The organism is Peribacillus sedimenti (genome assembly GCF_046237635.1).
Taxonomy (GTDB): domain Bacteria; phylum Bacillota; class Bacilli; order Bacillales; family DSM-1321; genus Peribacillus; species Peribacillus sedimenti.
In genome coordinates this window covers 2,068,149-2,089,327 of sequence record NZ_CP143547.1, presented here as the reverse complement: position 1 = coordinate 2,089,327, position 21,179 = coordinate 2,068,149, and the positions used below count along the sequence as shown (strand labels likewise).

Annotated in this window: 20 protein-coding genes; all 20 read right to left on the bottom strand. The window is 43.1% G+C overall.

The window, feature by feature from the left end; genetic code table 11:
• Positions 1-19: 19 nt before the first annotated feature.
• Complete coding sequence (locus V1500_RS10265) at positions 20-322, bottom strand: YlxQ family RNA-binding protein (protein WP_409305463.1); 303 nt, start codon at positions 320-322, stop codon at positions 20-22.
• Positions 319-594 (bottom strand): RNase P modulator RnpM, encoded by a 276-nt coding sequence (rnpM, locus tag V1500_RS10260; protein ID WP_409305462.1) that lies wholly within the window; start codon positions 592-594, stop codon positions 319-321. The genes V1500_RS10265 and rnpM overlap by 4 nt, the downstream gene beginning before the upstream one ends.
• Before the next feature lie 18 nt (positions 595-612).
• The gene (nusA, locus tag V1500_RS10255) at positions 613-1,737 is read right to left on the bottom strand and encodes a transcription termination factor NusA (protein WP_409305461.1); all 1,125 of its coding nucleotides are present in this window, start codon (positions 1,735-1,737) and stop codon (positions 613-615) included.
• Between the two features lie 33 nt (positions 1,738-1,770).
• Positions 1,771-2,244 carry a ribosome maturation factor RimP gene (rimP, locus tag V1500_RS10250; protein WP_409305460.1) on the bottom strand — a complete coding sequence of 158 codons (474 nt, stop codon included), beginning with the start codon at positions 2,242-2,244 and terminating at the stop codon, positions 1,771-1,773.
• A 329-nt stretch (positions 2,245-2,573) separates the two neighbouring features.
• Positions 2,574-6,899, bottom strand: a complete 4,326-nt coding sequence (locus V1500_RS10245; protein WP_409305459.1) for a PolC-type DNA polymerase III — start codon at positions 6,897-6,899, stop codon at positions 2,574-2,576.
• 453 nt (positions 6,900-7,352) lie between these two features.
• Positions 7,353-9,053, bottom strand: coding sequence for a proline--tRNA ligase (locus V1500_RS10240; RefSeq protein WP_409305458.1), 1,701 nt, complete (start codon positions 9,051-9,053; stop codon positions 7,353-7,355).
• A gap of 166 nt (positions 9,054-9,219) precedes the next feature.
• Entirely contained in the window at positions 9,220-10,485 is a 1,266-nt protein-coding gene (rseP, locus tag V1500_RS10235) for an RIP metalloprotease RseP (RefSeq protein ID WP_409305962.1), read from the bottom strand.
• Positions 10,486-10,501: 16 nt separating this feature from the next.
• The gene (locus V1500_RS10230; RefSeq protein WP_409305457.1) at positions 10,502-11,659 is read right to left on the bottom strand and encodes a 1-deoxy-D-xylulose-5-phosphate reductoisomerase; all 1,158 of its coding nucleotides are present in this window, start codon (positions 11,657-11,659) and stop codon (positions 10,502-10,504) included.
• 68 nt (positions 11,660-11,727) lie between these two features.
• Positions 11,728-12,522: a phosphatidate cytidylyltransferase gene (locus tag V1500_RS10225; RefSeq protein ID WP_409305456.1), complete on the bottom strand. Its 795-nt coding sequence runs from the start codon at positions 12,520-12,522 to the stop codon at positions 11,728-11,730.
• A gap of 25 nt (positions 12,523-12,547) precedes the next feature.
• Positions 12,548-13,321 (bottom strand): isoprenyl transferase, encoded by a 774-nt coding sequence (locus V1500_RS10220; protein WP_409305455.1) that lies wholly within the window; start codon positions 13,319-13,321, stop codon positions 12,548-12,550.
• A gap of 330 nt (positions 13,322-13,651) precedes the next feature.
• Positions 13,652-14,209, bottom strand: a complete 558-nt coding sequence (gene frr / locus V1500_RS10215; protein ID WP_409305454.1) for a ribosome recycling factor — start codon at positions 14,207-14,209, stop codon at positions 13,652-13,654.
• Between the two features lie 2 nt (positions 14,210-14,211).
• Positions 14,212-14,934 (bottom strand): UMP kinase, encoded by a 723-nt coding sequence (gene pyrH / locus V1500_RS10210; RefSeq protein ID WP_409305453.1) that lies wholly within the window; start codon positions 14,932-14,934, stop codon positions 14,212-14,214.
• A gap of 150 nt (positions 14,935-15,084) precedes the next feature.
• Positions 15,085-15,969 carry a translation elongation factor Ts gene (tsf, locus tag V1500_RS10205; RefSeq protein ID WP_409305452.1) on the bottom strand — a complete coding sequence of 295 codons (885 nt, stop codon included), beginning with the start codon at positions 15,967-15,969 and terminating at the stop codon, positions 15,085-15,087.
• 131 nt (positions 15,970-16,100) lie between these two features.
• Positions 16,101-16,817 (bottom strand): 30S ribosomal protein S2, encoded by a 717-nt coding sequence (gene rpsB / locus V1500_RS10200; protein ID WP_409305451.1) that lies wholly within the window; start codon positions 16,815-16,817, stop codon positions 16,101-16,103.
• A gap of 161 nt (positions 16,818-16,978) precedes the next feature.
• The gene (locus V1500_RS10195; protein WP_409305450.1) at positions 16,979-17,698 is read right to left on the bottom strand and encodes a hypothetical protein; all 720 of its coding nucleotides are present in this window, start codon (positions 17,696-17,698) and stop codon (positions 16,979-16,981) included.
• A 10-nt stretch (positions 17,699-17,708) separates the two neighbouring features.
• On the bottom strand, positions 17,709-18,023 hold the full coding sequence (locus V1500_RS10190) for a hypothetical protein (RefSeq protein ID WP_409305449.1): 315 nt from the start codon (positions 18,021-18,023) through the stop codon (positions 17,709-17,711).
• A 510-nt stretch (positions 18,024-18,533) separates the two neighbouring features.
• A complete protein-coding gene (locus tag V1500_RS10185; protein ID WP_409305448.1) occupies positions 18,534-19,298 on the bottom strand; it encodes a FliA/WhiG family RNA polymerase sigma factor in 765 nt (254 codons plus the stop codon).
• Between the two features lie 202 nt (positions 19,299-19,500).
• Positions 19,501-19,992, bottom strand: coding sequence for a chemotaxis protein CheD (locus tag V1500_RS10180; protein WP_409305447.1), 492 nt, complete (start codon positions 19,990-19,992; stop codon positions 19,501-19,503).
• Positions 19,985-20,623: a chemotaxis protein CheC gene (locus tag V1500_RS10175; protein ID WP_409305446.1), complete on the bottom strand. Its 639-nt coding sequence runs from the start codon at positions 20,621-20,623 to the stop codon at positions 19,985-19,987. Before V1500_RS10175 ends, V1500_RS10180 begins: the two co-directional genes overlap by 8 nt.
• Position 20,624: 1 nt before the next feature.
• A complete protein-coding gene (locus V1500_RS10170; protein ID WP_409305445.1) occupies positions 20,625-21,101 on the bottom strand; it encodes a chemotaxis protein CheW in 477 nt (158 codons plus the stop codon).
• Between the last annotated feature and the right edge of the window lie 78 nt (positions 21,102-21,179).

Genomic DNA, 21,179 nt, shown 5'->3' with positions numbered 1-21,179 from the left:
ACGTTCACCCCCGTAAAATTTAATCGAGCAACGTCTGTAGTTTTCGGGCAAAGCCTTCATCCAGAACTGCTACTGTGACCCTGGCTTCTTTACCTATCGCCTGGCCAAGCAGTGAACGATTTTCTACTTTTGTTAAAGGCACTTTATAATAACTGCATTTATCAGAGATTTTTTTTTCCGTATTGGAGGAAGCATCTGCTGCGAGAATAACTAATTTTGCCCGTCCGCTTCTTACTTCCTTTACCACTAATTCTTCTCCGGAAATGATCTTGCGCGCTCGATTTGCCAAACCTAATAAAGACATCCATTTTTGCCCGTTCATGGAGTAGAATGTTTCTCCTTATCCACTAATTCTAGTAACTGTTCATATAGTGAGGGATCGATAGTCGCTCCAAGCTGGCCCGAAAGTATATTTTTCTTTTTTGCAAGCATTATGGCATCGCGGTCCAGTGATAGATAAGCCCCGCGCCCTGATTTCTTTCCCGTAGGATCAATGCCGACTTCTCCTTCTTTGTTCCGGACGATACGGATCAGTTCTTTCTTAGGCTTCATTTCTCCCGTAGCCACACATTTGCGCATTGGAATCTTCTTCATAATCGATCACCTCTTGTATTACTCATTATCTTCATTGTAGTCATCGTCAGTATCATAGCTGTCCCTGCTTAAAAGAAACTCCTGTTCCTCTACAGGATAGATTCCCGCATCACGGGCCTCCGTTTCACTCTTAATATCAATCTTCCATCCTGTTAACTTGGCTGCAAGGCGGGCATTTTGTCCCCTTTTGCCTATTGCCAGGGAAAGTTGATAATCAGGAACAATGACAGTTGTAGCTTTGTCATCCTCATTCACGATAACTTCCAAGACCTTTGAAGGACTTAAGGCGTTCGCCACAAACACTACAGGGTCTTCAGACCATTTTACAATATCGATCTTCTCACCCTTAAGTTCATTGACGATCGCCTGCACACGCTGGCCCTTTTGACCAACACAAGACCCGACTGGATCGACTTCCTCATTATCGGAATGGACAGATATTTTCGACCTGTCACCAGCTTCACGAGCAACAGACTTAATTTCCACCGTGCCATCGAAGATTTCAGGCACTTCTATTTCGAATAGGCGCTTCAATAAGCCCGGATGAGTGCGTGAAACGAAGATTTGCGGTCCCTTGGAAGTCTTTTCGACTTTGGTCAGGAACACCTTAATCCTGTCATGAGGCTTGTACTGCTCATTTGGCATTTGCTCATTTACAGGAAGCAATGCTTCAATCTTGCCAAGGCTTACATAGATGAAACGGGAATCCTGGCGCTGGACAATGCCCGTCATGATATCTTCTTCTCGATCGATGAATTCAGAATAGATGATTCCTCTTTCAGCTTCCCTTACACGCTGTGTCACTACCTGCTTTGCAGTCTGGGCTGCAATGCGCCCAAAATCCTTTGGGGTCACTTCAAGCTCGACTACATCTTCTATCTGATAGTTCGGATTGATTCTTTTAGCTTCTTCAAGAGAAATTTCAAGCCGAGGGTCAAACACCTCGTCGACGACATCTTTTCTTGCAAAAACCCGCATTGTACCCTTTTCAAGATTCATATCAATCCGCACATTTTGCGCTTGATTGAAATTGCGGCGGTAAGCGGAAATCAATGCCGCTTCAATTGCTTCAATTAAAATGTCGCGAGAAATCCCTTTCTCTGTTTCCAAAATATTTAGAGCATCCATTAACTCACTGCTCATATTGATCCCCCTTTTTGATATTATCTGGAACGTTTAAGAAAAAGTGACGGCAAGCCTCGCTTTTGCTACTTTTTCAAACGGAATGGACACAGTTTTTTTTCTTGTTTTTATCGTTATTTCCAGCGTTACTTCATTGCCGTCGAACCCGGTAAGGATTCCTTCGAATTCTTTTTCACCGGAAATAGGTTCATATGTCTTTATGTAAACATTTTTCCCGATGGCCTTTTCATAGTCCTGGTCTTTTTTTAACGGGCGTTCAGCCCCCGGTGAAGATACTTCGAGAAAGTAGTTTTGAGGAATAGGGTCCACTTCGTCCAGCTTTTCACTAAGTTTTTCGCTAACCTGGCCGCAGTCCTCTATATCGACGCCGCCTTCCTTATCAATAAATACTCGTAAAAACCAGCTTTTCCCTTCTTTTACGTATTCCACTTCCACTAATTCCAGGGACATATCCTCTAAAATCGGTGAAACAAGCTCTTCTACAGTTTCAGTCACCTTTTTGCTCATATGCTTCCTCCATACATGGTGTGTACGTTTTTATTTGCTGCCCTTCTTGCATATAGGCCATTTCCTGCGCAACAGTAAACCGGCCGCGTTTCATTCCTCTTGTGCCTGGCTTCCTTCAGGACAAATAAAGAGATACGCGAGCCAGCTCCATTCACGCCCTGAACTGATGGCTGAATTCAGGTAGGATCACATATCGTGCAGATTCATAAAATTAGCCAATAACAACACGAAAGAGTGGGTTTCCCCACTCTTGCCATTGGTTATCTTAGTATTTCCAATAAAAATATACCATAATCCTAAATTTTATGCAAATATCATGAAAGGCTCCATCAAAACAGAGATAGCTGGTTTTGGTCGGGCAAAGATTCAAGACAGCCCTGCTTATCCAGATATTCCATGATGGTCTTGGAAACTTTCCCACGTTGCTGAAGGTCTTCCTTGGATAAGAATTCTCCACCCTCCCTTGCCCGGACAATATTTAGGGCGGCGTTTGTACCAAGGCCAGGTATCGCATTAAATGGCGGTATTAATGTGTTATCTTCAATGATAAACTCTGAGGCACTCGATTTATATAAGTCTACCTTATTAAATGAAAAGCCTCTTTCGCACATTTCAAGGGCGAGTTCCAGTACGGTCAGGGTATTCTTCTCTTTCGTTGAGGCATCCAGGCCTTTTGAATTGATTTCTTCTATTTTCGCCTTTATTGCCTGTGAACCCCTTACCATCGCTTCCAATTCAAAATCTTCGGCACGGACGGTGAAATATGCTGCATAGTACAGCAATGGTAAATGAACTTTAAAATAAGCAATACGCACCGCCATTAGAACATATGCAGCAGCGTGAGCCTTCGGGAACATGTATTTTATTTTTTTACACGAATCAATATACCATTCAGGGACTTCATTTTTTCTCATCTCAGCTTCAAATTCCTCTGAAAGCCCCTTCCCTTTACGGACAGACTCCATGATCTTGAAAGCAAGTGACGGCTCAAGTCCCTGATAGATCAGGTAAACCATAATGTCATCACGGCAGCCAATAACCTCGCTGAGAGTACAGATCTTATTATAAATTAATTCCTGGGCATTGCTCAGCCATACATCTGTCCCATGGGATAAGCCTGAAATTTGGACAAGTTCCGAAAACGTCGTCGGCTTTGTATCTTCAAGCATCTGCCGTACAAAGCGTGTCCCAAATTCAGGAATGCCAAGCGTACCCGTCTTGCACATGATCTGCTCCTCAGTGACGCCAAGTGATTCCGTACCGCTGAAGATCTTCATGACTTCAGGGTCATCTGTCGGGATTGTCTTTGGATCGATTCCGCTCAAATCCTGCAGCATCCTGATTACGGTAGGATCATCGTGCCCTAGAATATCCAGCTTCAGCAGGTTATCGTGAATGGAATGGAAATCAAAGTGAGTGGTCTTCCACTCTGATGTCTTGTCATCTGCCGGGAACTGGATTGGCGAGAAATCATAAATATCCATGTAATCCGGCACAACGATAATTCCGCCTGGATGCTGTCCAGTAGTACGCTTCACTCCGGTACAGCCGGCAACAAGCCTATCTACTTCCGCTCCCCTGAGGTGAAGGTTGTTGTCCGAGGCATAGCCCTTCACATAGCCATATGCCGTCTTTTCCGCTACAGTTCCTATCGTCCCAGCACGGTATACATATTCCTCGCCAAACAGTACCTTAGTGTAGTTATGCGCCACTGGCTGGTATTCTCCCGAGAAGTTCAAATCGATATCCGGCACCTTATCCCCCTTGAAGCCAAGGAAGGTTTCGAATGGGATGTCATGACCATCTTTTTTATACTTAGTGCCACATTCCGGACAATCCTTATCAGGCAAATCAAAACCGGAGCCGACAGAACCGTCATTAAAAAATTCGGAATGCTTGCAGCTTGGGCATACATAATGCGGCGGCAGAGGGTTCACTTCCGTAATCTCCGTCATAGTTGCAACAAAAGAAGATCCGACAGAACCACGGGAGCCTACCAGATAACCGTCATCAAGCGACTTTTTCACCAGTTTGTGTGAAATCAGGTAGATAACCGCAAATCCATGGCCAATAATACTTTTTAATTCCTTTTCAAGCCTGGCCTCAACGATTTCAGGAAGCTCTTCACCATAGATCTTCCTTGCCATGGCATAACTCATTTCCCGCATCTCTTCGTCGGCACCTTCGATTTTTGGTGTGTACAGATCATCCTTAATGGGTTTAATGCTATCTATCATGTCAGCAATCTTGTTTGAGTTGATTACTACGACTTCTTTCGCTTTCTCTGGTCCCAGGAACTCGAATTCCTTCAGCATCTCATCTGTAGTGCGGAAGTGTACATCAGGGAGTTTATGCCGGTTAAGCGGGTTGGCCCCGCCCTGCGAGTTAACCAGTATCTTCCTGTAAATTTTATCATTGGGGTCCAAGTAGTGGACGTTACCTGTAGCTACAACTGGCTTATCCAATTTTTCTCCAAGCTTGATGATATTGGAGATTATACCTTCAAGAGAGCGCTCGTCCCGAACATATTCCATTTCAATCATATGCTGGTATACATCTTTCGGGTGTACTTCCAAATAGTCATAGAATTCTGCTATCTCAATGACTTCTTCAAATGGTTTTTGCATCATTCCCTCAAATACTTCTCCCTTATCGCAGCCCGAGCCGACAAGGATTCCCTCCCGGTGCTTTTGGAGCAGTGAACGAGGGATTCTTGGAACACGGTAAAAGTAATTTATCGCTGATATGGAGACCAGCTTGAAAAGGTTTTTTAGGCCAACGTCAGTTTGAGCAAGCAAAGTGCAATGGTATGGCCTTGAACGCTGGTATGCATTACCCTGACCCATATGTTCATTGAACTGGTCGTGGTACATGATCCCCTTTTCATTTGCATCCTTAAGCATTTTGAGTAGCAAATATCCCGTTGCTTCGGCGTCATATATGGCCCTGTGGTGCTGTGTCAGCTCTACATCAAATTTCTTGGCGAGTGTGTTAAGCCGGTGATTCTTCATGTCGGGATAAAGGAATCTAGCAAGCTCCAACGTATCGATAACTGGGTTATCCGCCTTAGGATGGCCGATCTTTTTATAGCCGACGTTCAAAAAGCCCATATCAAAGCTGGCATTATGGGCCACAAGCACGGCATCTCCAGCCCATTGCCTGAACTTTTCCATAACTTCATCCACTTCCGGTGCACCTGATACCATATCATCAGTAATTCCGGTCAATTCAATTGTTGTAGCTGAAAGAGGATGATGCGGATCAGCAAAAGATTCAAACCGATCGATAATTTCGCCGCCCCTCATTTTCACTGCAGCCAGCTCAATTACAGTATCATATACTGCAGAAAGACCGGTCGTTTCTACGTCAAATACAACATATGTGTCTTCTTCAAGCAGACGATGGCTATCATTGTAGACAATTGGCACCCCATCATCCACCAGATTAACCTCCACGCCATAAATTACCTTTATATCATTCTTTTTCCCTGCTGAAAATGCTTCTGGAAAGGACTGGACCCCGGCATGGTCAGTAATCGCGATTGCTTTGTGGCCCCATTTCTTCGCTTGGGCTACTAGTGTTGAAACAGGCGTTACTGCGTCCATCTGGCTCATCGGAGTATGAAGGTGCAGCTCCACGCGTTTTTCTCCTTCGGGAGCTTTGTCGATTCTTCCCGCCTTGGATATTTCATTAATATCATTTGCCATCATGACCAGATCGCGGACAAAGGTGTCATTTTGAATGCTTCCCTGAGCACGAAGCCACATCCCTTTTTTAACTCGTGCCAATATTGAAGCATCCTCTTTATCGCGGGAAAATACCTTGACTAGTAAGGAGCTTGTATAATCTGTAATCTTGAAGGTGAGCAGTGTCCGCCCGCTTCGAAGCTCCTTGATTTCTGCATCAAAGACATATCCTTCAATAGCAATCCTGCGTTCTTCATCGACAATTTCTTCAAGCCTTCTGAAATCCGCATCATCTTTAATGGTATATCCAATCTTTACAGGGCCATCATGTTCATCTTCCGCAGATTTCTGGCTTTCCTGTTTCTGCATTTCCGTAATGGCAGCAAGCGCCCTGGCCTCGTCTTCTTGCTGTTTTTGCGCCAGGAATTGCTGGTACTCCTCACCATGGGAAGTATTGGTTTGTGAAACTTCCGCATCAAGGCTGAGAGGCGGGAAACCGAAGTTCTGATATATATTTGAGATAATTCCTGAATACTTGCGCTTAAGTTGTCCGGCTTCAGCATCATTCCGTGCCTGGACAATGATTTTATGCCCGGTAATTTTCGGGTCCTGCTCATGTAATAGCGACAAAAGTGCCGGTGAAATCCCTTCTAATTGACCAATGCAATTTTTCCAATAATCCCTGATCATCTCTTCTGTGACCTGGGGATTTAAAACGTGCAAACTGAAGGATATTTTTGCAATATGGGCAAACGTAGCCTGCAGCTGGGTTGCCAGCCTGGTATGCACACTGCAGGGCACCAGCTGAGGCAGATTGAATATAAAATGCCAGCTTTTAGACTCTCTTTCTATCGATAGCTTTCCAATTTCTCCACCGTAAACATATTTTACAAAAGCATCGTCTGTTAGACCAAGCTGCTGGAGCAAGAGTTGGAATCTCTCTTTTCCACTATTCGGATTTCCGCTCAATTCCGCTCTCTCCCATCTAAAAAAAGTGTTGCGTATGTTGATGTTATTAAAATATATAATGTAACTGACACACTTCGACAGAAATATTATGCGGTCAAACGACACCGCACGGGGCCTGACTAATGTAATTGTCAGGCCCCTCTCTTTCTTCCTATGATATGCGGGTCGATCGGCGCTCGTTAGCAAAAAGCAATAGTTGAAACATGTGAATGCTATTATGCTCGCCGAGTCAGTTAGTCTTAATTTCAATGTTTAGTATATCATAACCGCCTTCGAATCGACAGACACAAATATATACCTAATCAATAGTTTCAGATGAACCAGCATTGGCTGCAGCGCAGACAATATGGCAGGGTCCGAAGTGGACAAGTAATTATGAACAAATGGGGCTCGGATTGCCATTTTCTAATTGCCAAAAAAAAAGGCATCAAAAGCCTGATGCCTTTACTTACTTTATGAAAATATGCTGCGTAATTGCTCTGGCAAAGAGTCTTCCTTGACTTCCAGCACTTCGCCTGTAGTGCGCAGCTTTAATTCGACGATGCCTTCGCCAGCCTTCTTGCCCACAGTAATCCTGACAGGTATACCGATCAAGTCGGAATCTGCGAATTTCACTCCTGGACGTTCCTGTCTGTCATCTAGCAGAACTTCATATCCTTGTTGTCGAAGACCGGAGTATAGCTTCTCAGCGAGGGCTGACTGTTCTTCATCTTTTACATTGACTGGGATCAAATGAATCTGATAAGGAGCAAGATCCGCCGGCCATACAAGCCCTTTTTCATCATTGAACTGTTCCGCCACAGCAGCCAGGGTTCTAGACACACCAATTCCATAGCAGCCCATTATCATAGGCTGAGTCCTGCCGTTTTCATCTAGATATACTGCATTCATCGCCTCACTGTATCGGGTTCCCAGTTTGAATACATGTCCAACTTCTATTCCTTTTGCAAACCGGATATGGCCTTGTCCGTCTGGCGATGCATCTCCCTCAAGAATGAAACGAAGGTCAGCAAATTGGGATACCTGGAAATCACGTTCAGGGTTCACATTTACGTAATGGTAATCCTCTTCGTTGGCTCCTGCAATCCCGTTCACGATATATTTGACAGCATGGTCGGCCACAATTTCAACATTTTCCGGAGTGCCAATCGGTCCGAGTGAACCAACTGAACATTGGAGAACTTCTTTCGTTTCCGCTGCTTCGGCCAATTCTACCACTGCGGCCCCGTATAAATTCTTTAACTTGATATCATTCACTTCGTGGTCTCCACGTACAAGAACCAGTACATATTTTTCGTCCACTTTGAATAGCAGGGATTTAATGCAATCCGCTGCTTCCACATTAAGGAAGGATGACACTTCATCAATTGTCTTCTGGCCTGCGGTCTGAACTTTTTCAAGCTCGCGTTCCGCTTCCTGTTTCTTTTCATATGTTGCATTTACTGGAGCCATTTCAATGTTGGCTGCATAATCAGAGGTATCTGAATATGCGATCGTATCTTCCCCAACGTCTGAAAGCACCATAAACTCATGTGTATCCTTTCCGCCCATTGCTCCTGAATCGGCTATAACCGCACGGAAATCTAAGCCGCAGCGGCGGAATATATTTGAATATGCTGTAAATAACTGCTGGTATACTTCATCAAGGCTTTCTTGGTTTGAATGAAAGGAATAAGCATCCTTCATAATGAACTCACGGCCTCGCAGCAGCCCGAAACGAGGTCGCTTCTCATCGCGGAATTTCGTCTGGATTTGATATAATGTCAGCGGCAGCCGCTTATATGATTTCACTTCATCCCGGATTAGGCTTGTAATCACTTCTTCATGTGTAGCCCCTAAAGCAAATTCGCGTTCATTACGATCCCTAAGCCTCATTAATTCAGGTCCATAAGTGTACCATCTGCCTGATTCCTGCCAGAATTCCGCCTGCTGCAATGCAGGCATCAATAATTCTACAGCGCCAGCCTCGTCCATTTCTTCACGGACAATTGCTTCGATTTTTTGAAGCACCTTTTTTCCAAGAGGAAGAAAGCTGTATACCCCGCTTGAATTTTGCCTTATAAATCCGGCTCTCAGCAAGAGCTGATGGCTCTTTATTTCCGCATCTGCCGGTACTTCCCTAAGCGTAGGAATCAATGTCATACTTTGTCTCATTATTGCACCTCTTCATATTACTCTCTCTATGTAAACAAATAAAAGCGCTCAGTTAGGCGCCTGTTAAACATGCCGAGTTATTTCAAATTATACCTAAGAGTCCTTTACAGTACAAGCTTTCAAAAACGCGGCAGTGAAGACCTGTCCTCCGGCTGCCGCGTTTTTACTATTGATTCAAAAAGAAACGCTGGATGTCATTCCAGGTGACGACAATCATCAGGAGCATAAGTAAAGCAAATCCGATAAAGTGGACAAGCCCTTCCTTTTGCCTGTCAATTGGTTTTCCTCTTAATGCTTCAACAGCAAAGAATAATAATCTTCCGCCATCCAAAGCTGGGATTGGCAGCAGATTCATAATTCCCAGGTTAATGCTTAAAACTGCAGCCCACTTCATCAGTGTGAAAAATCCATTTTTCGCTACTTCTTCCGTGGATTTGTATATTCCTACAGGACCGGATAGTGCATCGATAGAAAATTGCCCTGTTACCAGCTGCCCCAGCATGACAAAAATTTGCTTTGTCCAATTATAGGTTTCTGTGAAACCATATGAAATAGCTTTGATCGGGGATTTTTCAACCGGCGCATAAACCCCAATGATCCCAATTTTATTGCCTTCTCTCTCCACTTCTTTTGGGGTGACAGGTATAGCAAGAGTCTTTCCATCACGTTCTACTACAAATTCAATTTCTTTTGCAGGATTCTGCTGGATGCTTTCCTGTACATCCATCCAGGAAGAAACTTCATTGCCGTCAATTGATTGAACAACGTCGCCTTTTTTTAGACCTGCGGCAATGGCTGCACCATCCTTTGTCAACTGTCCAAGTCTTGCTTCGTCAACAACAACACCTTGGAACAAACCGATTATGAGGAAGATGATAAATGCTAAAATAAAATTCATCATCGGCCCTGCAAAAATCGTTATGGCCCTGTGTCCAAGGGATTTCGATACAAATTGGCGGTTGTATGGGGCTATCTGGTTTTCAGTGCCATCTTCTACAATTACAGCCTTTTCATGCACCGAAAAGCTTTTTACAGCTTCATCTTCCCCTTCTTCAAAGCCTGTAATTACAAGCTTATGCTCCAGGTCGGCATGCTCTACTTCCACTATCCGAATATCAGAATACTTGTCTTTATTATTCAGAATGATTTTGGATACGAGGCCCTCACTATTGAAAAGCAATCCTACCCTGTGGCCAGGTTTTATCTCAACAGAATCTGCGTCCTCTCCGGCCATTCGTACATAACCCCCAATGGGTAGCAGCCTAATCGTATAGACAGTTTCATTTCTTTTGAAGGTAAAAACCTTGGGTCCCATTCCAATCGCAAATTCCCTGCACAGGATTCCTGCTCGTTTGGCAAAGTATAAATGGCCTAATTCATGGAAAAAGACAAGTGCCCCGAAAATAATAATAAACGCAAACACTGTCTGCAAGCTTTGCACGTGCCAATCACCTCTGTTTCAATAATGTTTTGATATATTTACGTGTTTCCAAATCAATCTCCTGAATGACCGAAAGCTCTGGATCGATTATTGCATCATGATTTGACAGTGCATCTTCTATCAATGCCTCTATGTCAAGAAAAGAAATCATCCCGGAAAGGAAGCCAGCGACGGCCTCTTCATTGGCTGCATTCAACACCGTCGGCATCGTTCCGCCCATTTTCCCCGCCTCATAAGCCAGCTTCAAAGCTGGATACCGGCCAAAATCCATCTCGCTGAAATGAAGGCGGCCTAACTGTGCTAAATTTAATCTTGAAGAAGACGACAATGGCAATCTATCCGGATAGGTAAGTGCATATTGGATAGGCACCCTCATATCCGGTGTCCCCAGCTGAGCCATCACACTGGAATCATGGAATTCTACCATGGAGTGAATGATGCTTTCCTTATGCAGAAGAACATCAATTTTCTCATAAGGCAGGTCAAAAAGCCAGTGAGCCTCTATTACCTCCAGGCCTTTGTTCATCATGGAAGCAGAATCAATTGTTATCTTTGCTCCCATTGACCAGTTTGGATGGTTCAGTGCTTCTTCAACAGTGACATTTTTAAGATCTTCTCTTGTCCTGTCGCGAAAGCTCCCACCCGAGGCGGTAATAATCAGGCGTTCTATATTCTTATGCTGTTCTCCCTGCAGAGCCTGAAAAATGGCTGAATGCTCGCTATCGACAGGCAGGAGTTTTACACCCGCTTTTTTCGCTTCCGACATAACAAGATGCCCTGCGGTAACTAATGTTTCCTTATTTGCGATCGCGATATCTTTTTTAGCGGAAATAGCCTGAAGCGTTGGGTATAATCCCACGCTTCCGATTACGGCATTAACAAGGACCTGGGCCTTGTCATAAACAGCCGCTTCAACTAATCCCTCTTCTCCCCAATGAAACTTTATATTTCGCCCAGCAAATTGGCTTTGCAACGCTTCATAATCTTCCTTATTTTGGACAGAAACTAATTCGGGATTAAACTCTTCGATATATTCCGTGATCAGCCCAATATTCTTTCCTGCCGATAATGCAACAATCCGGAATTGGTCGGGATGCTCCCTTACCACTTCTGCCGTTTGCCGGCCTATAGAACCGGTCGCCCCTAAAAGGCTGATATACTTCAAGATAATTCAACTCCTGGTTTTTATCAAGATTCTTGTTCCTTCGACTGACATCATTTATCCGAAAGATTTTAACCGCCAATCAAGTTCAGCAGATGCAAGATCGGCAAAATAAAAATCAAACTGTCTAGCCTGTCCAGGATCCCTCCGTGTCCAGGCAGCAATGTCCCTGAATCCTTTACACCGTAATGCCTTTTATAGGCAGACTGGACAAGGTCACCCAGCTGACCGAAGATGGAGATCAGGATACTAATCAAAATAATTTCGGATAATGAATAATCCCATTCTGCCAGAAAGAAGAAGAGTAATCCAACAATTATACCGCTTATAATGCCGCCAATGGAGCCTTCGATCGTTTTATTGGGGCTTATCTCAGGCCATAGCTTCCTTTTCCCAAAAGCCTTCCCAAAAAAGTACGCACCCGAATCAGTGGCCCATATCGTGAATAAAACAAAGAAAACATACACTAGGCCTGCAGCCCGGGTTTCATACAGAAAAAAGAATCCCATACTCACATATAATACCGATATAATTAAAAATCCGGCATCATCAAAGTTGAAGCGGTTTTTCGAAAGAACCGTGCAGAGTAATAACAGCAATACACCCCACAGCACTACTTCCGTTTTATCAAATGCAAACTGCAGCCAACCATTATTTGATGATTGCGGGACCATCAACAGCCATAATAAAATAAATGATATAATCGCAGGAAATGAACCCGGCTTTTGATGCTTCATTCTTAATAGTTCATATAATCCCATGGTCCCTAGTAAATACACAAGGACCAAAAAGGGAAGTTCCCCTAATATAACCAACGGCAGAAATATTGCCGCCGCCACGACTCCCGTGATAATTCGTTGTTTCATGTATCCTTTTTCCTCGCCTTCTCAACTAGACACCGCCATATCTTCTGGAGCGATTCTGGTATACTTCGATAGCCTCCATCAGATGTTCTTCACTAAAATCCGGCCATAAGACGTCAGTAAACCAAAACTCTGAATATGCAGCCTGCCAGAGCATGAAATTGCTCAGCCTTATTTCACCGCTTGTCCTGATTAGCAAATCTGGATCTGGTAATTCACTAGTCATTAAATACTTTGAAAAAATATCATCTGTGATTTCTCCAATTACACCATCTTTAGAATCTGCAACTAGCTTGTTTACAGCAGATAGTATTTCCGCCCTGCTCCCATAATTAAGTGCAAAATTAAGTATAAGACCGGTATTTTCTTTTGTTTCTTCCATTGCACGTTTAATTGCTCCAAGTGTATGGACAGGCAAACCTTCCGGCTCCCCAATCATTTTCACCTGTACATTTTCGGCTACCAGCTCAGGCAAAAAGGTGCCTAAAAACTCCTGGGGCAGATTCATTATATAATCGACTTCACTCTTTGGACGCTTCCAATTCTCTGTTGAAAACGCATAAACAGTCAAGATTGATACTTCTAGCTGGTTTGCCAGCCTTGTTATTCTGCGTACCGCTTTCATGCCTTCATGATGGCCAGCGACACGAGGCAGTGCTCTTTTTTTGGCCCAGCGCCCGTTTCCATCCATAATTATGGCGATATGCTGCGGAACTTCAGATTGTTTTATTTTCTGAATCCTGTCGTAGTCCGCATTAGAAGAAGCATTTTTCTTGTACCAACGCTTCCATATTGAATACATACGTTTGTCCCCCAATAGGTTGTTCTCTATATATGTGCTCATATACTTAACTGTTATGTATGAGGATAAGCATAGAACTTATATAATGATACCAAAAAAATCGGCCCGCTCCTATTATTATTATGAAAAAGCAGCGGTTTATAGAAGACATTTTCAAGTCTTGCCGTTGGTGTGAGCACAGCAATAAAAAAGAGGCACCCGGAAAGAAGAATCCGGCCAAAGCGTATAGAAACACATAAAGATCAAACATGATCTCAATGCATTTCTGCCATTTACATTGACCCGATATCCTGCCCCCAGTGGCCTCTTAGTTCTGCTTCATCAAATTGATTATACTTCCATGATTTCTTTCTCTTTATCTTTTGTGATATCCTCAATCTTGCTGATGTGACTGTCCGTGATTTTCTGAATATCATCAGAATACCCACGGAGGTCGTCCTCAGTAATTTCACCGTTCTTCTCAAGCTTTTTCAAGTCATCATTGGCATCGCGGCGTATATTCCTGATTGCCACTTTTGCCTCTTCTGATTCTTTTTTCACTACTTTAGCCAGCTCTCTCCGGCGTTCCTCAGTCAGGGCAGGAATGACAATGCGGATAATCGAACCGTCGTTCGAAGGGTTTAGGCCTAAATCTGATTTTAAGATCGCCTTTTCAATATCACCTAAAATTGTTTTATCGTATGGCTGAATAACCAGCATACGGGCTTCAGGTACAGAAACACCCGCAACCTGATTGATTGGAGTAGGAGCCCCATAGTAGTCCACTGTTATTTTATCCAGCAGCGATGCGCTTGCACGGCCCGCACGAATGCTGGCTAGCTCCCTTGTATAAGCATTGATTGCTTTTTCCATTCTTGCTTTAGCGTCTGATATAACAGTTTTCGGCATTATTATTTCCCCCTTACGATTGTTCCAAGCGTTTCACCCAGAACTGCACGTTTAATATTTCCTTTTTCCATCAGCGAGAAAACGATCAATGGTATATTGTTATCCATACATAGGGATGAAGCAGTAGAATCCATGACTTCCAGCCCTTCTTTAAGCACATCCAAATATGAGAGTTCGTCATATTTCTTGGCGTTTTTATCTTTGTACGGATCAGCACTGTATACACCATCTACATTATTTTTTGCCATCAGGATTACTTCTGCTTCGATTTCCGCAGCACGGAGGGCTGCAGTTGTATCAGTGGAGAAGTATGGGTTTCCTGTACCAGCCGCAAAAATTACAACCCGCTTCTTTTCAAGATGGCGGATGGCCCTGCGCCTGATATAAGGTTCTGCCACTTGTCTCATTTCAATTGAAGTTTGAACGCGTGTTTCAATACCGAGCTGCTCCAGGCTATCCTGAAGTGCCAGGGAATTCATGACAGTTGCGAGCATGCCCATGTAATCAGCATTTGCACGATCCATCCCCATTTCACTGCCAATCTTGCCCCGCCATATATTTCCGCCGCCTACTACCACAGCAACTTCCACCCCGAGTTCGGCGACTTCTTTCACCTGCTCTGCAATGGATTTTATGATCGATGGGTTGATGCCAAATCCTTCATCACCCGCTAGAGCCTCTCCGCTCAGTTTTAATACTACACGTTTATATTTCGCGCTACTCATGAGAACCTCCACATATGTATTCTTTTTTCTTTTTCCAGGTGTGCGTCTGGTTGATTGATCTTAAGGAAAAGATTGTGTTAAGAAATACGTTCAAAAATAGGGAACACGTAAGTGTTCCCTATTTTTGCGATTTTTGGTCAATGGGATCGATTAGCCTTTGTTAACCTGGTTCATAACTTCTTCAGCAAAGTTATCAACACGCTTCTCGATACCTTCTCCTACCTCGTAGCGTACGAATGACTTGATTTTTCCGCCTTTAGATTCTACGAATTGTCCAACTTTCACATCAGGATTCTTAACGAAAGACTGGTCAACTACGCAAATATCCTCATAGAACTTGCCGATACGGCCTTCCACCATTTTAGCAACGATGTTTTCAGGCTTTCCTTCGTTAAGAGCCTGTTGAGTAAGAACTTCACGCTCACGCTCGATTTCTTCAGCAGAAACCTGGTCGCGGGAAACATATTTTGGAGCCAAAGCAGCGATATGCATAGAAACGTCTTTCGCTGCATCTGCATCAGTGCTTCCTTCCACAAGTGTCAAAACGCCAATTCTTCCGCCCATGTGAAGGTATGCACCAAATGCATCATTGTCGCCCTTAGTAAGGATTTCAAAACGGCGAAGAGAAATTTTTTCTCCGATTTTAGCAACAGCTGCATTAATATGAGATTCTACTGTTGCACCATTATCCATAGTTTGTCCAGCTGCTTCTTCAACGGAAGCAGGCTTGTTTGCTAAAAGATGGGCAGCTAATTCTTTTACAAGAATCTGGAAGCCTTCGTTTTTAGCAACGAAATCTGTTTCTGAGTTTACTTCAATAATAACGGCTTCATTGCCTTCAGTAAGGATGTAAGTTGTACCTTCTGCAGCAATGCGGTCAGATTTCTTTGCCGCTTTAGCGATCCCTTTTTCACGAAGGAAATCGATCGCTGCCTCCATATCACCATTTGTTTCAGTAAGTGCTTTTTTGCAGTCCATCATGCCCGCACCAGTTTTTTCACGTAATTCTTTAACCATTTGTGCACTAATAGCCATTTAGGAATCCTCCTCGTTTTTATGTACTTGTATAATTTTTTACCATTTTTCAGAGATATAAGCCAATTAAGTGAGTTTATTCTCAAAAAAAGGTGATAAAAGGCCTTATCCTCTTATCACCTTTTGCTTAATTAAGCAGTTGTTGTTTCAGCAGTTGCTGTTTCTTCGCCTTGCTTAGCTTCAAGGATAGCATCCGCCATTTTGCCAGTAAGCAATTTAACTGCACGGATTGCATCGTCGTTTGCAGGGATAACAACATCGATTTCATCTGGATCACAGTTAGTGTCAACAATACCCACAAGCGGGATGTTCAACTTATGTGCTTCTGCAACCGCAATGCGCTCTTTACGAGGGTCGATTACGAAAATTGCATCCGGAAGAGTCTTCATATCTTTAATTCCGCCCAAGAATTTTTCAAGGCGTTCTAATTCTTTTTTAAGTTGGATTACTTCTTTCTTAGGAAGCACATCGAAAGTACCGTTTTCTTCCATCTTTTCAATCTCTTTAAGACGAGCGATACGCTTTTGGATTGTTTCGAAGTTAGTCAAAGTACCACCCAACCAGCGCTGGTTAACATAGTACATTCCAGAACGGATTGCTTCTTCTTTAACAGATTCCTGTGCTTGCTTCTTAGTACCAACGAAAAGAACTGTTCCGCCGTTAGCAGCTAATTCTTTTACGAAGTTGTAAGCTTCTTCAACCTTTTTAACAGTTTTTTGAAGGTCGATGATGTAGATACCGTTACGCTCAGTGAAGATATATTTCTTCATTTTTGGGTTCCAACGGCGAGTTTGGTGTCCAAAGTGTACACCAGCTTCAAGCAATTGCTTCATAGAAATTACTGACATTTAAATTTCCTCCTAAATGGTTTTGTTTGTCCTCCGCCCCGATCATTTCCATACAGAAACTGTAAGATACAGCACCAACTGCATGAATCACGAAACGTGTGTATTAACACCATGACATAATATAGCATAATCAAGATCCACAATCAAGCATTTCCTCGCAATTAAGTACGGAATTTTAATAATAGCTCTATTTCTGTTTTTCCCTTGTTCAATTGTTTGGCGATTTCCTCAACGGACATGCCTTGGTCATGCATTTCTAATGCAAGTTCTGGAAGAGGTTTATGCCCGGAACTTACTTCATGATCTAAGAGTTCTTTGAAGGACCTGGGTGTGTTCTCTTCTTTGTCCTGTTCCATGATTCCATCACTGTCAGTCGTCTCTGGGGAAGCCGAAATTTCCACTTTGTCGGCAACTTCTTCGCTGAGTGAAGATAGGGCAGGTATAGGCTCGTCATTGCGGCCGTGATTTTTTGTTTGGTACGCCTCCGCTGCTTTTCTCCTTTGTTCCTTTATTGGAGATGAAATGCCATGGAAGGTGACTGACGCTGCGTCAGGTGTCCCCTCTTCCGTGGATGGATTTTGATTATCGGGCAGGGAATGCAGAGATGCTCTCTCCGTTTGCTTTACAGCATCATGGACCTCACTATTCGCCCCAGTTTTTTTGCTGATCCCATTCAATGAAGAGAATCGTTCAAGCAGCAGTTCATTCTGCTCATTCATTTCCAGCATAAAGCCGTTCATTACTTCTTCAATTTCTCCCATGATTTTTTTCTGATTTTGTTCGGCGGCCAATAGACGATTTTGCCGTAAAAACAAGACAATTACACCTAATATCGTAAGTAAATTCAGTATGAATAATAGAAAAATAATAATAGCTGACATAGTGCCCCTCTCAACCGGAAAAATCTATGGCTTTTCCCTTATAAGGATGATGATATATCTGGACATTTTCTTCTTTTCTTTTTTGATTCTGTTTTCCACCGTGTTCTTTAGTATGGCCGTTTCTGCCCTGCTTGCTGTCAAATGCAGCCTTCTCCTTTCGCTCTTGGCTCATCACGGTGGATCTCTTTCGTTCCACATCACTTAACACTTCATTTTCTGCTTGATGAACCTGAAGCTGGCTTCTTTGCTCGAACTGCTCCTGTATTTTGCCTGCCTCCTGGGTCCTCGGAATGGCAATTTGCATTTCTATCGCTTTAAGGCTCATTGTACACCCTTCCTTTTACGGTTGCATATAATCCAGGATGCTAATCAGAATCCTGTCTAAAAAAATGTGCCCGGTGAGACCCATCAGCGAAGTTTAAGAAATGATTCCGGGTCTCACTGCAGGTTGCAAAGGGAGTATGCCAATCTGCAGGAGCGGTCCAGTAGCGCCTTCTGGCAGCCTGCCTTTTGCTTGCCTGCGGCTAAATAACCGCCAATTGTTTGATTCCACATAACTGCAGGCGCCCGCCGTTTTCCGAGATATTTCGTCCTTGGAAACCACTGATTTTAGATGATTCTATATCTGCATTTTAACTTTAAAATGTCTATTGAATAATAAAAGATCGCAAACATGCCTCGATTTCAACAATTAATGCTTACATGATAATCATGAGAATGGCCGGCTACCCGTAGAAAAGCTGAGCACCGTTTCTACCGAAAGCCGGCCTATTTAACATCGTTAGAAGCTTTTGCATGAATCTGTTAAACAGTTTAGCACAAAAGTGCAAATAATTTAGTTAAAGGCGGCTTGCAGCAAGTTCCTTAATTTGTGAATTGCCCTCGAATGTATTTGTGAAATTCTTGAAGTCGATAGATTCATAACCTGCCCAATTTCTGTGAGGGTTAGTTCTTCCTTATAGAAAAGCTGCAACACAAGCTGTTCTTTTTCATTAAGTGTTTCAATGACCCGTGCCAGATCATTATATAGTTCTTCCCTGACAAGCTCTTCCTCAGGAAGCATTGCCTTATCGTCTTTTATATGGAAGTTCCCTTCTTTGTCTTCCTGATCCTGTGGATGTTCGTCCATAGAAAGGATATTGGCAAAGAAATTTTCATTCAGGGCCGAATACACTTCCTCTTCTGTAATCCCCATTGTATCTGCTACTTCCTTCGGTGAAATATTCCTCATATATTTTTGTTCCAGTTCTTCAGTTACTGCTTCAATTCTCTTTGCTTTTTCCCTTGAACTTCTCGGAAGCCAATCTTCCTTACGAAGTCCATCTAGTATGGCGCCCCGGATCCTGAAAGATGCATATGTATCAAATTTCAAATCGCGACTTGGCTCGAAACGCTCCAACGCGTTGAACAATCCCATCATTCCCAGACTTTTGATATCATCACGGCTTACATTTTTAGGCAGGTTGACTGAAATTCTTTGAACATGATAGGAAACAAGCGGTAAATACTTTTTGGCTAAAATGTCACCGGCCTGAGGATCCCGACAGTCTATCCAATTTTTCCAGTGCAGCTGCTCTTCTTCAGTATTCATATAAGACATAGGACCCCCTCCTCATGTTAAGTAAGATTAATAAAATAAAATACGGATCTAGCAAAATCGGGAAGCTTACAGGTATGCTCCGATGCATGATCCATTTATGAAGAAACCGTTGGTTAAATTATTGGCAAAGAAACAGCCAGAGAGCATACTTCCGATCCCTTTGTTTTTTCACATGCCAGTTTCCTTGATAATAAAAAATATATTAAATATCCACCGTTCCCTTGTTTACCGTCCTTATATTTAGCAAACTTGTTTTAGGGTCAAATTCAATCGTTCTTCCATTGTTTCCGCCCACATCCTCGGAAACGATCCTGATGTTAAGAGCCGCAAGCTCTTTGCGGACGGCATCCACATTTCTCGGTCCAATCCGCATCATGTCATTTCCGGCAGAAAACTGAAACATTTGAGCGCCGCCTGCCATTTTTGCCTTTAATGCTATTGCTCCCGTTTTGTGGAGTCTTAATGCCAACTCTGGTATAGCTGTGTCAGCATATTTAGCAATATTGATTGCCCCTCCCTTTGACAGGGCAGAATCCGGGAGCATCACATGTGCCAGCCCCGCTATTTCATTTAGAGAATCGTAAAGTACGACACCCACACATGAACCAAGGCCGGATGTCCTGATAGTCTGTGGAGCACGGGCTATATTCATATCGGCAATACCAACTTTGATAACCTCTGAAAACTCATTCATCGATTGCGGCTCCTAAAGATGAGAATATAATTTCAAAGGATTCAGGATCCGGAAGAAGAAAGAAATGTCCTTTAATGCTCCCAATCTGTGAATTTTCCTCATTTAACGCCGTATCAATCACGATTGCATAATCACTAACCTGGGATAGCTCAAATAAGCCAAAGCTCAGGGCTGCTCCTGCCATATCGATGCTCAATGATGGTACAGAGGGATATAAATTAAGCTTTGTGAAATCAGATAAGGCCGATAAATAGGAACCGGAAAGAATATTACCCAATTCCTGAAGTGCTGATACGGATAATTCAGAATAAGGAGTAACTTCAAAACTAAAGCTTTCTTCTCCTGTCATTTGCCTGATGTAATAAGCAGCCTGGGGCAGGGGCAGCAGAAAAAACATGTTGCCCGGTGCATCCCCTCCTATTCTTAAAAAAACGCTGGCCACAATATTATCAGGCCCGCCGGCCAATCCCATCATTTCATCAAAAGAGAGGATCCTGACCGATGGCACACTCATGTCAATTTTTCTGTCGAACAGAGTGGATAGGGATGTAGCAGCATTCCCTGCCCCTACATTCCCTATCTCTTTTAACATATCAAGATGCAAAGAAGAAATTTTTTCTATAAAAGACATACTATACGCCTTCAATTCTTGGAGTTATTGTCAACTCTTTAGGATTAAGGACCTTTTCCAAATTTACCAGGATCAACAAACGCTTATCTATTTTTGCTACACCGTTTATATACTCCGCCTCAATGGTTCCGACTACTTCCGGCTGGGGTTCAATGCTTTGGACAGGTATGTCAATGACATCATTTGCAGCATCCACGATTAAACCAACTTCCATATCAAGAAGTGAAACGATAATGATGCGAGTGCTTTCGGTATATTCCGCATCTTCTATGTCAAATCGGGAGCGCAAATCAATGATTGGTGTAACCACACCCCGTAAATTAATAACTCCTTTTACAAATGGCACCGTTCCGGGTACACGGGTAATATAAAGGACTTTCTCAATGGCCCGGACCTGATGGACGGGTATGGCATACTCTTTTTCTTTGATCTGAAAAACTATAACTTTCACTGTATCTGAATCTGCCAGGATTGACATTCCATCATCCCCCTTTTTATAAACGATTGAGATACCGCCTGGGTGCGGTAACTCATATAATTACAGGCATTCAGGCGA

Coding starts and splice junctions, on each gene's coding strand:
- V1500_RS10265 (WP_409305463.1), bottom strand. CDS start 322: ATGAACGGGCAAAAATGGATGTCTTTATTAGGTTTGGCAAATCGAGCG.
- rnpM (WP_409305462.1), bottom strand. CDS start 594: ATGAAGAAGATTCCAATGCGCAAATGTGTGGCTACGGGAGAAATGAAG.
- nusA (WP_409305461.1), bottom strand. CDS start 1,737: ATGAGCAGTGAGTTAATGGATGCTCTAAATATTTTGGAAACAGAGAAA.
- rimP (WP_409305460.1), bottom strand. CDS start 2,244: ATGAGCAAAAAGGTGACTGAAACTGTAGAAGAGCTTGTTTCACCGATT.
- V1500_RS10240 (WP_409305458.1), bottom strand. CDS start 9,053: ATGAGACAAAGTATGACATTGATTCCTACGCTTAGGGAAGTACCGGCA.
- V1500_RS10225 (WP_409305456.1), bottom strand. CDS start 12,522: ATGAAACAACGAATTATCACGGGAGTCGTGGCGGCGGCAATATTTCTG.
- V1500_RS10220 (WP_409305455.1), bottom strand. CDS start 13,321: ATGTATTCAATATGGAAGCGTTGGTACAAGAAAAATGCTTCTTCTAAT.
- frr (WP_409305454.1), bottom strand. CDS start 14,209: ATGCCGAAAACTGTTATATCAGACGCTAAAGCAAGAATGGAAAAAGCA.
- pyrH (WP_409305453.1), bottom strand. CDS start 14,934: ATGAGTAGCGCGAAATATAAACGTGTAGTATTAAAACTGAGCGGAGAG.
- tsf (WP_409305452.1), bottom strand. CDS start 15,969: ATGGCTATTAGTGCACAAATGGTTAAAGAATTACGTGAAAAAACTGGT.
- rpsB (WP_409305451.1), bottom strand. CDS start 16,817: ATGTCAGTAATTTCTATGAAGCAATTGCTTGAAGCTGGTGTACACTTT.
- V1500_RS10195 (WP_409305450.1), bottom strand. CDS start 17,698: ATGTCAGCTATTATTATTTTTCTATTATTCATACTGAATTTACTTACG.
- V1500_RS10190 (WP_409305449.1), bottom strand. CDS start 18,023: ATGAGCCTTAAAGCGATAGAAATGCAAATTGCCATTCCGAGGACCCAG.
- V1500_RS10185 (WP_409305448.1), bottom strand. CDS start 19,298: ATGTCTTATATGAATACTGAAGAAGAGCAGCTGCACTGGAAAAATTGG.
- V1500_RS10180 (WP_409305447.1), bottom strand. CDS start 19,992: ATGAATGAGTTTTCAGAGGTTATCAAAGTTGGTATTGCCGATATGAAT.
- V1500_RS10175 (WP_409305446.1), bottom strand. CDS start 20,623: ATGTCTTTTATAGAAAAAATTTCTTCTTTGCATCTTGATATGTTAAAA.
- V1500_RS10170 (WP_409305445.1), bottom strand. CDS start 21,101: ATGTCAATCCTGGCAGATTCAGATACAGTGAAAGTTATAGTTTTTCAG.